The sequence below is a fragment of the Caulobacter vibrioides OR37 genome, assembly GCF_000372645.1.
GTDB classification, from domain to species: Bacteria; Pseudomonadota; Alphaproteobacteria; order Caulobacterales; family Caulobacteraceae; genus Caulobacter; species Caulobacter vibrioides_E.
On the sequence record NZ_APMP01000046.1, the window covers coordinates 1 to 12,839 of the forward strand.

At 72.0% G+C, this 12,839-nt stretch carries 10 protein-coding genes and 1 tRNA gene; 7 read left to right on the plus strand and 4 right to left on the minus strand.

What is annotated here, in order from left to right:
- The 3 genes from OR37_RS20080 to OR37_RS20090 form a co-directional block, all read left to right on the plus strand.
- Window positions 1–441: NlpC/P60 family protein (locus OR37_RS20080; RefSeq protein WP_004624757.1), on the plus strand; the 441-nt coding region annotated here is incomplete at its 5' end.
- Window positions 429–4,124, plus strand: coding sequence for a baseplate multidomain protein megatron (locus OR37_RS20085; protein WP_004624758.1), 3,696 nt, complete (start codon window positions 429–431; stop codon window positions 4,122–4,124). The genes OR37_RS20080 and OR37_RS20085, both read left to right, overlap by 13 nt.
- Before the next feature lie 86 nt (window positions 4,125–4,210).
- Window positions 4,211–5,140: a DnaJ C-terminal domain-containing protein gene (locus tag OR37_RS20090; RefSeq protein WP_004624759.1), complete on the plus strand. Its 930-nt coding sequence runs from the start codon at window positions 4,211–4,213 to the stop codon at window positions 5,138–5,140.
- Window positions 5,141–5,152: 12 nt separating this feature from the next.
- Here OR37_RS20090 and hutH read toward each other — a convergent pair whose 3' ends face one another.
- Window positions 5,153–6,697: a histidine ammonia-lyase gene (hutH, locus tag OR37_RS20095; protein WP_004624762.1), complete on the minus strand. Its 1,545-nt coding sequence runs from the start codon at window positions 6,695–6,697 to the stop codon at window positions 5,153–5,155.
- Window positions 6,698–6,939: 242 nt separating this feature from the next.
- Here hutH and OR37_RS20100 point away from each other — a divergent pair, with 242 nt between their 5' ends.
- Window positions 6,940–7,479 (plus strand): DUF1993 domain-containing protein, encoded by a 540-nt coding sequence (locus OR37_RS20100; protein WP_004624764.1) that lies wholly within the window; start codon window positions 6,940–6,942, stop codon window positions 7,477–7,479.
- A 31-nt stretch (window positions 7,480–7,510) separates the two neighbouring features.
- Here the strand turns inward: OR37_RS20100 and OR37_RS20105 are convergent.
- The 3 genes from OR37_RS20105 to ybaK form a co-directional block, all read right to left on the minus strand.
- Window positions 7,511–7,587 (minus strand) — tRNA-Met (locus tag OR37_RS20105).
- A gap of 55 nt (window positions 7,588–7,642) precedes the next feature.
- Complete coding sequence (locus OR37_RS20110; RefSeq protein WP_004624765.1) at window positions 7,643–7,945, minus strand: hypothetical protein; 303 nt, start codon at window positions 7,943–7,945, stop codon at window positions 7,643–7,645.
- 2 nt (window positions 7,946–7,947) lie between these two features.
- A complete protein-coding gene (gene ybaK / locus OR37_RS20115; RefSeq protein ID WP_035017793.1) occupies window positions 7,948–8,424 on the minus strand; it encodes a Cys-tRNA(Pro) deacylase in 477 nt (158 codons plus the stop codon).
- Window positions 8,425–8,507: 83 nt separating this feature from the next.
- On the opposite strand from ybaK, the gene OR37_RS20120 reads away from it, so the two are divergent.
- From OR37_RS20120 to OR37_RS20130, 3 genes are all read left to right on the plus strand, one after another.
- On the plus strand, window positions 8,508–10,199 hold the full coding sequence (locus tag OR37_RS20120) for a copper resistance system multicopper oxidase (protein ID WP_004624767.1): 1,692 nt from the start codon (window positions 8,508–8,510) through the stop codon (window positions 10,197–10,199).
- Window positions 10,199–10,996, plus strand: a complete 798-nt coding sequence (locus OR37_RS20125) for a copper resistance protein B (protein WP_004624768.1) — start codon at window positions 10,199–10,201, stop codon at window positions 10,994–10,996. Before OR37_RS20120 ends, OR37_RS20125 begins: the two co-directional genes overlap by 1 nt.
- Window positions 10,997–11,120: 124 nt before the next feature.
- Window positions 11,121–12,713 (plus strand): fatty acid--CoA ligase, encoded by a 1,593-nt coding sequence (locus OR37_RS20130; protein WP_004624769.1) that lies wholly within the window; start codon window positions 11,121–11,123, stop codon window positions 12,711–12,713.
- The last annotated feature ends 126 nt before the right edge of the window (window positions 12,714–12,839 follow it).

A 12,839-nucleotide genomic window follows, 5' to 3' on the forward strand; every position in this document is an offset into this window, starting at 1 on the left:
GCGCGCCCCGACGTCCTCGCCCACGCCCGCCTGTGGCTCGGCACGCCGTACCGCCATCAGGCCTCGACGCTGGGCGCGGGCTGCGACTGCCTGGGCCTGGTGCGCGGCGTCTGGCGGGCCGTGCGCGGGGGCGAGCCCGAGGCGCCGCCGCCCTACCGCCCCGACTGGGCCGAGACCGGCGGGCGCGAGCTGCTGCTCGAGGCCTTCGCCCGCTGGCTGATCCCCGTCGATGTCCCCGAACCCGGCGACGTCCTCGTCTTTCGCATGGCGCCGGGCGCGGTCGCCAAGCACTGCGCGATCCAGTCCGGTCCCGACCGCATGATCCACGCCTATTGGGGCCGGGCCTGCGTCGAGAGCGCGCTGGGCCGATGGTGGCGCGAGCGCCTGGCGGCCGCGTTCAGATTTCCCGTGCGCGAAGGAGCCCAGCCATGGCCCAAGTGATCCTTTCCAGCGTTGGCGCGGCGCTCGGCGGGCCCGTCGGGGCCGTGGCCGGCGCGACGCTGGGCGCGATGGTCGACCAGGCGGTGGTCGGCGCCCTGACCCCCGCGCGCCAGGTCGGCCCGCGCCTTCCCGAGCTGCGCCTGACCGGCGCGGCCGAGGGCGCGCCGCTGCCCTGCGTCTTCGGTCGCGCCCGGGTCGGCGGCCAGGTGATCTGGGCGGCGCGGTTCCGCGAGCGCCGGATCGAGGGCCGGGTGGGCGGCTCCAAGGGCCAGAAGACCAGCGCCTACGCCTATAGCCTGTCGTTCGCGGTCGCCGTGGCCGAAGGTCCGATCGACGGCCTCGGCCGCGTCTGGGCCGACGGCAAGGTCATGGACATGACCGGCGTGACGATGCGCGTTCACCTCGGCCGCGAGGACCAGGCGCCCGATCCGCTGATAACAGCCGTCGAAGGCGCGGCGCCGGCCTATCGCGGCTTGGCCTATGTGGTGTTCGAGGACCTGCCGCTGGAGGCCTACGGCAATCGCCCGCCGCAGCTGTCGTTCGAGGTGTTCCGCCGGCCGCGCGTTCCGGGGACCGTCGGCCTGGAGGAGCGGCTGAAGGGCGTCTGCCTGATCCCCGGCGCGGGCGAGTTCGTCTACGCCACGGAGGCCGTGCTGCGCCGCGAGGGGCTGACGCGGACCGCCTCGGAGAGCGTCCACAACGCCGAGGGGCGCCCCGATCTGGTGGTGGCGCTGGACCAGCTTCAGGCGCAGCTGCCCAACGTCGATCACGTCACGCTGGTCGTGGCCTGGTTCGGTACCGACCTGCGCTGCGGTCAATGCGAGATCCGGCCGGGCGTCGAGCACAGGACCAAGGAGACCCTGCCGCTGGCCTGGAGCGTCGCGGGCGTCGGTCGCGCCGACGCCCATCTGGTCTCGCTGAAGGACGGCGCCCCGGCCTATGGCGGCACGCCCGCCGACGCGGTGGTGCTGCAGGCCATCGCCGAGCTGAAGCGACGCGGCCTGAAGGTGACGCTGTATCCGTTCATCCTGATGGACCCGCCCGCGGGCCAGGCCGCCTATCCCTGGCGCGGCCGCATTGCCTGCGAGGCCGGGACGGACGGGACGGCGGCGGCGAGCGCCCAGGTCGACGCCTTCTTCGACGGGACCTGGGGCCTGCGCCGCATGGTGCTGCACCAGGCCGGGCTGGCGGCCCAGGCCGGCGGCGTCGACGGCTTCGTCATCGGGTCGGAGCTGCGCGGCCTGACCACCACGCGCGGCGCGGGCGGGACCTATCCGGCGGTGGCCCGGCTGAAGGCGCTGGCGGCCGAGGTCCGCGCCGTCGTCGGTCCCGCGACCAAGCTGGGCTACGCGGCCGACTGGAGCGAATATTTCGGCCACCAGCCGGGCGGCGGCCACGCGGTCTTTCACCTGGACCCGCTGTGGGCCGATCCGAACATCGATTTCGTCGGCGTCGACTGGTATCCGCCGGTCACCGACTGGCGCGAGGGCGAGGGCCATCGCGACGCGGCGGCCGGCTTCCTGGGGCCGCATGACCCGGCCTATCTGCGCGCCGGGCTGACGGGCGGCGAGGCCTTCGACTGGTTCTACGCCAGCCCCGCCGATCGCGACGCCCAGGCTCGAACCCCGATCACCGACGGCGCCCATGGCGAGCCGTGGATCTGGCGGGCCAAGGACCTGCTGTCCTGGTGGAGCAACCCGCACCACGACCGCCCCGGCGGCGCGCGCTCGGCGACGCCGACGGCCTGGGTCCCGAAGTCCAAGCCGATCCGCCTGACCGAGTTCGGCTGCCCCGCCGTCGACAAGGGCGCCAACGCGCCCAACCTCTTTATCGATCCCAAGAGCTCGGAGAGCTTCCTGCCGCCCTATTCGACGGGCGAGCGCGACGACTTTGGCCAGCGGCGCTATCTGGAGACGGTGCTGGCCTGGCTGGAGGAGCCGGCGGCCAATCCCGTCTCGCCGATCTATGGCGGGCCGATGATCGAGGCCGCCAGCGCCTGGTGCTGGGACGCCCGGCCGTTCCCCGACTTCCCGGCGCGCTCGGACGTTTGGGCGGACGGGGGCAACTGGGTGCTGGGCCACTGGCTGACCGGCCGGACCGGGATCGCGCCGCTGCCCGACCTGATCCAGGCCCTGGCGGCGCGGGCCGGGGTGGCGATCGATCCGGGAGAGGCCAGCGGCGCGGTGGGCGGCTATGTCGTCGACCGGCCGATGCGCCTGCGCGACGCGCTCGCGCCGCTGACCGAGGCCTTCGCCCTCGACCCGGTCGAGCGGGGCGACCACGTCAGGATGGCGGCCCGCGCGGGACGCGCGGCGCTGGCCTTGTCGGAGGACGACCTGGTCCTGCCCGACGACGGGCCCTTGAAGGTCGAGACCCAGACCCTGGAGCCCGCCGTCGAGGCCCTGCGCCTGCGCTTCATCGACGCCGCGCGCGACTACCAGATCGGGGCGCTGATCGCCCGGCGCGAGACGGGGCGGGGGACCCGCGACGCCGACGCGCCGATCGTGCTGGCGGCGGCCGAGGCCGAGGCGGCGGCGCGGCGGATGCTGGACGGCGACGCGGCCGCGCGGCGCACGCGGATTGTCCGCCTGTCGCCCTCGGCCGCCCTGCGGCTGGAGCCCGGCGACCGACTGGCGCTGGACGGCGAGACCTGGCGCGTGCTGCGGCTGGATCTCGACGAGCATCCCCGCGCCGCCCTGGCGCCGGTGGTCGGCGTGGCGGGCGTCTCGCCGGCCGTCGACTGGACGCCCGCCCCGCCGCGCGAGCCGGCCGCGCCGCCGGTGCTGCATGTGCTGGACCTGCCCTGCGACGGGACCGAAGACGCGCGGCCCCGGATCGCGGCGGCGGCCGAGCCCTGGCGGCCGCTGGACGTCCATGCCGGCGCCGACGCCGGCCTGCTGACGGTCCGCGGCCGCGTTGCCGCGCCGGCCACTGTGGGCCTGACCCTGACCGACCTGGCGCCCGGCTCGCCGCATCGCCTGGGCGGCTCGGCGACCCTGACCGCGCGGATCGAGGGGCGGAGCCTGGCCTCCGCGCCGCTGTCGGCGGTGCTGGCCGGCGAGAACGCCCTGGCGGTGCGGACCCCATCCGGCGCTTGGGAGGTGGTCGGTTTCCAGACCGCCCAGCTGATCGCGCCGGACGTCTGGCGGCTGTCGGGCCTGCTGCGCGGCCAGCGCGACGGCGTGGCGACGCCCGCGACGATCCCGGCCGGCGCGCCGGTGGTGCTGCTGGACGAGGCGGTGGTCCCGATGGAGGTCGCCGCCTTCGAGCGCGGGACGCCGCTGATGGTGCGCGCCGCGCCGGCCGGAGGTCCGCCCTCGGGTCCGGCCATGACCGAGGCGGCGGCGACCTGGACGGCGCGCGCCCTGCGGCCCCTGGCCCCCGCCCACGTCCGGACGCGGTGGATCGGCGACGACTTCCGCGTGACCTGGATCCGCCGCGCCCGCCTGGGCGGCGACGTCTGGGACGGCGAGGTCCCGAGCGAGGCCGGGGCCGACCGCTTCCGCGTCCGGGTGCTGGACGGCGAGGCGGTGCTGATGGATGTCGAGATGACCGGGCCGGCCTTCGTCTATGCCGCCGCCGCCCGCGCGGCCCACGCGCCGTCGCCCGCCGCCCGCGTCGAGATCCGCCAGGGCTCGGCCCTGTACGGCTGGGGAAGCGCCGCGACGACAGGTCTGTGGTAAATTTATCACATGGGGCCTTGCGCGCCGCGCTGGACGTTCTAGATGGAGGGCGTTACGCAACCCCACAGTTTTCCAGAGGACCTTCCTTGGCGCGCGACCCCTATCAGGAACTCGGCGTTTCCCGCACCGCGAGCGCGGACGAGATCCGCAAGGCGTTCCGCAAGCTCGCCAAGCAGTATCATCCGGACACCAATCCCGGGGACAAGAAGGCCGAGGAGCGCTTCAAGCAGGTCAGCGCGGCCTTCGACATCCTGGGCGACGCCGAAAAGCGCAAGAAGTTCGACCTGGGCCAGATCGACGCCGACGGTCGCGAGACCATGCGCGGTTTCGGCGGCCAGCCGGGCAACGGCCCGTTCAGCGCCAGCGGCGGCTTTGGACGCGGCGGCTTCCGCACGGACGACAGCCCCGACATCGACCTGTCGGAAATCCTGGGCGGCATGTTCCGTAGCGGCGGCGGGGCCGGCCCCTTCGGCGGCGGAGGCGGCGGGTTCTCGACGCGCGGCTCGGACGTGCGCGCGCGGCTGGACATCGACCTCGAGGAATCGATCAAGGGCGGCAAGAAGCGCGTGGCCTTCTCGGACGGCCGCACGATCGACGTCACCATCCCGGTGGGCGCCCAGGAGGGGCAGACCCTGCGCCTGAAGGGGCAGGGCAGTCCCGGCCGAGGCGGTCCCGGCGACGCGCTGATCGAGCTGGCGGTCAAGCCGCACCCCATCTATCGCCGCGAGGGCGACATCCTGGTTATGGACCTGCCGATCTCGGTGCCCGACGCGGTGCTGGGCGGCAAGGTCGAGGCGCCGACGCCGGACGGCAATGTCATGCTGAACGTGCCCAAGGGCAGCAACAGCGGCCAGTCCCTGCGCCTGAAGGGGCGGGGTCTTTCCGACGCCAAGGGTAAGCGCGGCGACCTGCTGGCCCGCCTGGTGGTGACCCTGCCCGACACGGTCGACCAGGACCTGGAAAAGTTCGCCGAGGCCTGGCGGGCGCAGAAGCCGTACTCGCCCAAGCGCAAGTAAGGCCGGGCGGCGTCAGCCGATCCCGGGCAGGTCCGCCGCCGTCGCCGCGATCACCGCGCCCGAACGGATCAGGGCGCTGGCCGCCTCCATGTCCGGATGGAAATGCCGATCGTCGGCGAGGGGCGGGACCTGGCCGCGCGCCAGGGCGCGCACGGCCTCCAGCGCCGCGCTGGACGTCAGCGGCGCGTGGAAGTCGCAGCCCTGCGCGGCGGCCAGCAGCTCGATCCCCAGCACCGCCGTGGCGTTCTCGACCATGTCCAGCAGGCGCCGCGCGCCGTGGGCGGCCATCGAGACGTGGTCCTCCTGGTTGGCCGAGGTCGGGATCGAATCGACGCTGGCCGGATAGGCCTTCTGCTTGTTCTCCGACACCAGGGCGGCGGCGGTGACCTGCGGGATCATGAAGCCGGAGTTCAGGCCTGGCTTGGGCGTGAGGAAGGCCGGCAGTCCCGACAGCGCCGGATCGACCAGCATGGCCACGCGGCGCTCGGCGATCGAGCCGATCTCGCAGACGGCCAGGGCGATGATGTCGGCGGCGAAGGCGACCGGCTCGGCGTGGAAATTGCCGCCGGACAGGGCCTCGTCGGCTTCCGGGAAGATGAGGGGGTTGTCCGAGACGCCGTTGGCCTCGGTCTCCAGCGTCGCGGCCGCCTGGCGCAGGATGTCCAGCGCCGCGCCCATCACCTGCGGCTGGCAGCGCAGGCAATAGGGATCCTGCACGCGCTCGTCGGCCTTCAGATGCGAGGCGCGGATCGCCGAGCCGGCCATCAACGCGCGCAGGGCCGCTGCGGTCTCGATCTGGCCGGCGTGGCGGCGCAGGGCGTGGATGCGCGGATCGAACGGCGTGTCCGAGCCCTTGGCCGCCTCGGTCGACAGCGCGCCAGTGACCAGGGCCGACTGGAACAGGCGCTCGGCCTCGAACAGGCCCGCCAGGGCGTTGGCGGTCGAGAATTGGGTGCCGTTCAGCAGGGCCAGGCCCTCCTTCGGTCCCAGGGTCAAGGGCGTCAGGCCCGCCGCCGCCAGGGCCTGGGCGGCCGGCAGGCGCGCGCCGCCGACGAAGATCTCGCCCACCCCGATCATCGTCGCGGCCATGTGCGACAGCGGGGCCAGGTCGCCCGAGGCGCCGACCGATCCCTGACAGGGGACCACCGGCGTCAGGCCCTGGGCCAGCATCGCCTCCAGCATCCGCGCGGTCTCGACCCGGACGCCCGAGGCGCCCTGCGCCAGGCTGGCCAGCTTCAGGGCCATCATCAGCCGGATCACCGGGACCGGGGAGGGCGCGCCGACGCCGGCGGAGTGGGACAGCACGATGTTGCGCTGCAGGGTCTCGAGGTCCGCGTCGCCGATGCGGACGCTGGCCAGCTTTCCAAAGCCCGTATTGATCCCATAGACCGGCTCGCCCTTGGCCAGGATGCGCGCGACGGCGGCGGCGCTGGCCGCGATCGCCGGCCAGGCGTCCGGCGCCAGGCGCGGCGTCGCCCCGCGATAGATCGCCTTCCAGTCGGCCAGCGGCGTGGCGCCGGGAATCAGGACCAGGGACGACGGTTCGACGTGAGACATGGATCAAGCTTTCGGGCGCCGAGGAGGGACGAAGCGGGCCCGAGGCGGATTTGCCCCTTTTGAAGCCCGGCGTCGAGGGCGCCGAGCCGACAGACGGCCGAAATCGAGATAGCCCGCGTTCTGTTTTCGGCGATTTCGGGTGCTTTCGACCAACCGCGCTTGAGTTTGACCGACGAACCCGGGATGCCCCTGGCGTTCCGCCTCGGGGTCGGCTTATCTCCCGCCCAAACAGGAGGACTCCCATGGACCTGCACGCGATCGCCGTCCCGACCTACGTCAACATGATGAAGGGCCTGATCGGCCAGCTTTCCAAGGGCGAGGCCTTCGCCGCCGAGACCGGCCTGGCGCCGGCCGACCTGATCGGCGCGCGCCTGGCGCCGGACATGTTCCCGCTGTCGACCCAGGTGCGCTTCGTCTGCGTGCAGGCCAGCGACCTCTTGCGCCACCTGACCGGCGCCGACTCGTTCGCGCCGGCCGAGGACGCGACCGACTTCGACGGCCTGCGCGCCCAGCTGACCGACGCCATCGCCCGGCTCGAGGCCGCGCCGGCCTCGGCGCTGGACGCGGCCAAGGACAAGGCGGTCGAGCTGAAGCTGCCCAACGGCATGGCGTTCGACATGACGGGCGAGCAGTTCGTCCGCGACTGGGGCTTCGCCCAGGTCTATTTCCACCTGACGACCGCCTACGCGATCCTGCGGCACAAGGGCGTTCCGCTGGGCAAGGCCGACTGGGTGCCGCACATGTTCGCCTACATCCGTCCGGGCACGCTGCCGGGCGGGTGATTGGCGGAAAGCGAGGGAAGCACGCAAATCCTGGTGGCGGGGGGCGGGATCGAACCGCCGACCTGTGGGTTATGAATCCACCGCTCTAACCATCTGAGCTACCCAGCCAGACCAGGAGGCGCGGCTTATAGGCGAGAAGCGCGCGGGATTTCAAGCGGCCGTGTCATCGGTGACTGAAGAGGACCAGCGCGGCCACGCCCGACGCCAGCATGACCGCCGTGATGATCCGGTAGAATCCGACGTTTGTCCTGAGCGAGCTCGGCAGGCCGGCCGTCGAGCCCCACAGGAGGTTCAGGCTGGGCGCGGGGCGTAGCGAAACCTCGGGGAGGTCCAGGCGGCGGTCGTCCTGGCGTTTGCCGGTGTCGCGCAGATATCGCGCCTCGCGCTCGATGGTCAGCTTGAGCGCGTATTGCACGAGGGCGGAGCCGAACGCCGCGATGACGACGAGGATCTTGATCAGCGCCATCGCTAGTCCGCGACGATCGCCGCCGTCGCCGCCCCCAGCGCCTTGACCGCGTCGGCGGGGGCCAGCCTCACCTGCAGGCCGCGCTGGCCGCCGTTGAGGAAGACATAGGGCTCGGCGAGGGCGGCCGCCTCCATCACCGTGGGCAGGCGCTTCTTCTGGCCGAAGGGACTGACGCCGCCGACCTTGTAGCCGGTGATCCGTTCGGCGTCCGGGACCGGGGCCATGGCCGCCGACTTGCCCTTCAGGGCGGCGGCCAGTTTCTTCATGCTGACCTCCTTGTCCGAGGGCAGGATGGCGCAGGCGGGCTTGCCGTCCAGCAGGACGATCAGGGTCTTGAGCACCCGGCGCGGGTCCTCGCCCAGCGCCTCGGCGGCCTGCAGACCCACGCGCTCGGCGCCCGGATCGTAGTCATACGTATGCAGGTCGAACGCGACGCCGGCCTTGGCGAGTGCGATCGTGGCGGGCGTGCTCTTGGACATGGTCAGCGTGATACCCAAGTGCCCCCTGTCTTGGAAAGCGCTCCCTGTCTTGTCATGGGCCCGCGTTGGAATACGGATAGACGATGACGCCTCTCGATCGACGGACCTTGCTGCGCGGCGCTCTGGGGCTGAGCGCGGCCGGGCTGCTGCCGGGCTGGGCGATGGCGGCTCAGGGCGGCCGATCGCCCGAGGCGTTGTCGGGCGACGAGATCAAGCTGACCGTCGGCCATACGATGGCCAGCATCGACGGCCGAACGGGCCACGCCGTCGCGGTCAACGGCACGATCCCCGGTCCGCTGATCCGCCTGAAGGAAGGCCAGCGCGTCCGGCTGGCGGTGACCAACACGCTGGACGAGGAGACCTCGATTCACTGGCACGGCCTGTTGGTGCCCTTCGCCATGGACGGGGTGCCGGGCGTCAGCTTTCCGGGGATCAAGCCGGGCGAGACCTTCACCTACGATTTCCCGGTGCGCCAGAGCGGGACCTACTGGTGGCACAGCCATTCGGGCCTGCAGGAGCAGGTCGGCCACTATGGCCCGATCATCATCGACCCGGCGGGCGAGGACCCCATCCCCTACGACCGCGAGCACGTGGTGGTGCTGTCGGACTGGAGCTTCCTGCATCCGCACCAGTTGATCCGTAAGCTGAAGGCCCAGTCCGGCTATTTCAACCACCAGAAACAGACCGTGGCCGGCCTGCTGAAGGGCCGGGACCAACCGCTCAAGGACCGCGTGGAATGGGCCTGGATGCGGATGGATCCCACCGACATCCTGGACGTCACGGGCTCGACCTACACCTATCTCGTCAATGGCCATGGGCCGGGCGACAACTGGACGGGTCTGTTCGCGCCGGGCGAGCGGGTGCGGCTACGCTTCATCAACGCCGGGGCCATGACCATCTTCAACGTCCGGATCCCGGGCCTGTCGCTGGAGGTCGTCGCCGCCGACGGTCAGCCGGTCAACCCGGTGACGGTCGACGAATTCCAGATCGCCCCCGCCGAGACCTTCGACGTGATCGTGCGGCCGACCCAGGACAAGGCGTTCACCCTGGTCGCCGAGGCCTCCGACCGCTCCGGCCTGGCCCGCGCCACCCTGGCGCCGCGCCCCGGCATGACCGCCCCGGTCCCGCCGCTTCGCGAGCGCCCCCTGGCGACCATGAAGGACATGGGCATGGGGACCATGGGCGCGATGGGGCATGGCGGCATGGACATGCCGGGCATGGACATGTCGATGCGGTCCCAGGCCAACGCGCCGAACCTGCCGCTGACGCCGGGCGTCCAGACGGTCTCGCCGATGCCCCTGGACCGGCTCTCCGAACCGCCCCAGGGCCTGGAGGACGTCGGCCATGCGGTGCTGACCTATGGCGCGCTGGCCAGCCCGCATCCGCCGACCGATACGCGGCCGCCGGAGCGGACCGTCGAGATCCACCTGACCGGCAACATGGAGCGCTTCATGTGGGCGTTCGACGGCCAGGCGTTCGGACCGCTGAAAAAGCCGATCGCCTTCCGCCGGAATGAGCGGGCGCGGGTGGTGCTGATCAACGACACCATGATGGCCCACCCGATCCACCTGCACGGCCATTTCTTCGAACTGGTCAACGGGCAAGAGCGGCCGCCGCTGAAGCACACGGTCAATGTCGCGCCGGGCGGCAAGGTCGCCTTCGACCTGACGGCCAGCGAGCCGGGGGACTGGGCCTTCCACTGCCACCTGCTGCTGCACATGCACGCCGGCATGTTCAACGTCGTCACCGTGCGGCCGCTGGACGGAGAGGCCTGATGCTCTTCGTCGACCAGGTCGAACAGCACGCCGGCCACGACATGCCGGCCATGGCGACGCCGGCGGCGCCCGCCGACGAGACCCAGCCGCCGCCGATCCCGACCGACCACGCGGCCGAGCGGGTCTATTCGCCGGCCGCCATGGCCGCCGCTCGCGCCCAGCTGATGAAGGAGCACGGCGGCGTCAAAGCCTGGACCGTTCGCCTCGACCAGCTGGAATATCGCGCCCGCGACGGCGCCGACGGCCAAAGCGTCGAGGGCGAGGCCTGGTGGGGCGGCGACGCTTCCCACTGGGTGGTCAAGGCGCGGGGCGAGCGCGCGGACCACACTGAGAAGGGCGATGGGGGCTGGGAACGCGGCGAGGCCCAGGTGCTGAAGGCCTGGCCGGCGGGGCCGTACTTCGATCTCCAGGCCGGCGTCCGCTACGACCTGGTCCGCCAAGGGGGCGGCCGGGGACGAAGCTACGCCACGGTCGGCTTCGAGGGCGTCGCGCCCTATTGGATCAAGCTGGACGGGGCGGTGTTCCTGTCCGACCGGGGCAAGGTCTCGGCGAGGGGCGAGAGCGCCTATGACCTGCGCCTGACCCAGAAGCTGGTCCTGCAGCCGCGCGTCGAGGCCGACCTGGCCGAGGCGGGCGCGGGGCGGCTGGAGGGCGGCCTGCGCCTGCGCTACGAGATCACGCGGGAATTCGCGCCCTATGTCGGCGTCGTCCGGGAGCGGACCTTCGGCGCGCTGACGCCGGTCGGCGAGCGGGCGGGGAGCACCGCCTTCGTCGTCGGCGTCCGCGCGTGGCGGTGACCGCGCCCGGCGCGGCGGGGGCTTGTCGCGCGCCCGAGCCTGGCCCAACATTCGTTTGAGCGGCCGCCACCCCTCCCGACGGACGGGGCCAGAGAAGCGGCCGCCAGGCGAGGGAGTGGCGTGGATGGCGGACGCGATCGATTTCGACCGCATGAGGACCCTGGGCGACGTCGCCCGCTATCATGCCGAGGCGCGGCCGGACGCCGTGGCCCTGGTGTTCGAGGGGCGGGAGACCAGCTTCGCCGACTTCGACCGCCACACCAATCAGGTGGCCAACGCCCTGATCGCGGCGGGCCTCAAGGTCGGCGACCGCGTCGCCTATGTCGGCAAGAACAGCGACCACTATTTCGAGCTGTTGATCGGCGCGGCCAAGGCGGGGGTCGTGACCACGCCGATCGGCTGGCGCCTGGCCGCGCCCGAGATCGCCTATATCGTCGGCGACAGCGAGGCCAAGCTGGTCTTCGTTGGTCCGGAGCTGATCGGCCATGTCGAGGCGGTCGCGGCCGAGCTGACCCACCGTCCCGTGGTGATCGCCATGGAGGCCGAGGGCGCCGGCGAGCACCGGACCTTCGAGGCCTGGCGCGACGCCCAGCCGGACACGGATCCGATGACGCCGATCAAGACATCCGACATCGCCATCCAGCTCTACACCTCGGGCACCACCGGTCGGCCCAAGGGCGCGATGCTGACCCACGACAACATGCTGGCCATGCGCCGCGAGGCCGCGCTGAGGCCGCTGGACTGGAACCAGTGGGGTCCCGACGACGTCAGCCTGGTGGCCATGCCCGTGGCCCATATCGGCGGCACCGGATGGGGCCTCGTGGGCCTCTTCAACGGCGCCAAGGGCGTGGTGGCCCGCGAGTTCGACCCGACCAAGGTGCTGGACTTCATCGAGAAGGACCGCGTCTCGAAGATGTTCATGGTGCCGGCGGCGCTTCAGATCGTGGTGCGGCTGCCCCGGGCCCGCGAGGTCGACTATTCGCGCCTGTCGCACATCCTGTATGGCGCGGCGCCGATCCCGCTGGACCTGCTGCGCGAGTGCATGGAGGTGTTCGGCTGCGGCTTCGTCCAGCAGTACGGCATGACCGAGACGACCGGCACGGTGGTCTATCTGCCGCCCGAGGACCACGACCCGGCTGGCAACACGCGCATGAGGGCGGCGGGCCTGCCGATGCCGGGCGTCGAGATCAAGGTGATCGACGAGGCCGGGAACAGCGTGCCAGCCGGGACGGTGGGCGAGGTCGCGATCCGCTCTCTGGCCAACATGGCCGGCTACTGGAAGCTGGACGAGGCGACGAAGAAGACCATCGACGCCGACGGCTGGCTACGCACCGGCGACGCCGGCTACCTGGATGAGGACGGCTACCTCTTCATCCACGACCGGGTGAAGGACATGATCATCTCGGGCGGCGAGAACATCTATCCGGCCGAGGTCGAGAGCGCCGTCTATGGGCATCCGCACGTGGCCGAGGTGGCGGTGATCGGCGTCCCCGACGACAAGTGGGGCGAGGCCGTCAAGGCGGTGGTCGCGCCCAAGCCCGGCGTCACCCCGGACGCGGCCGATATCATCGCCTTCGCCCGGTCGCGGATCGCCGGCTTCAAGGCGCCCAAGAGCGTCGATTTCGTGCCGGCCCTGCCGCGCAACGCCTCGGGCAAGATCCTGCGGCGCGAACTGCGCGCGCCCTATTGGGAAGGCCGCGAGCGGCAGGTGAACTGAGGCGGGCTCAGCACAGGCCCCCACCTGACCTGCTGACGCAGGTCTGTCCGCCCCCAAGCGGGGGCGGAGGAGGGATCTCTCCTCCCCCGTATGGGGGAGGGGGACCGCCGAACGGCGGTGGAGGGG

Bases quoted from the DNA above. Each gene is read 5' to 3' on its own strand.
- OR37_RS20100 (WP_004624764.1), top strand. From the start codon at position 6,940: ATGGACCTGCACGCGATCGCCGTCCCGACCTACGTCAACATGATGAAG.
- OR37_RS20120 (WP_004624767.1), top strand. From the start codon at position 8,508: ATGACGCCTCTCGATCGACGGACCTTGCTGCGCGGCGCTCTGGGGCTG.
- OR37_RS20110 (WP_004624765.1), bottom strand. From the start codon at position 7,945: ATGGCGCTGATCAAGATCCTCGTCGTCATCGCGGCGTTCGGCTCCGCC.
- OR37_RS20130 (WP_004624769.1), top strand. From the start codon at position 11,121: ATGGCGGACGCGATCGATTTCGACCGCATGAGGACCCTGGGCGACGTC.
- OR37_RS20085 (WP_004624758.1), top strand. From the start codon at position 429: ATGGCCCAAGTGATCCTTTCCAGCGTTGGCGCGGCGCTCGGCGGGCCC.
- OR37_RS20125 (WP_004624768.1), top strand. From the start codon at position 10,199: ATGCTCTTCGTCGACCAGGTCGAACAGCACGCCGGCCACGACATGCCG.
- hutH (WP_004624762.1), bottom strand. From the start codon at position 6,697: ATGTCTCACGTCGAACCGTCGTCCCTGGTCCTGATTCCCGGCGCCACG.
- ybaK (WP_035017793.1), bottom strand. From the start codon at position 8,424: ATGTCCAAGAGCACGCCCGCCACGATCGCACTCGCCAAGGCCGGCGTC.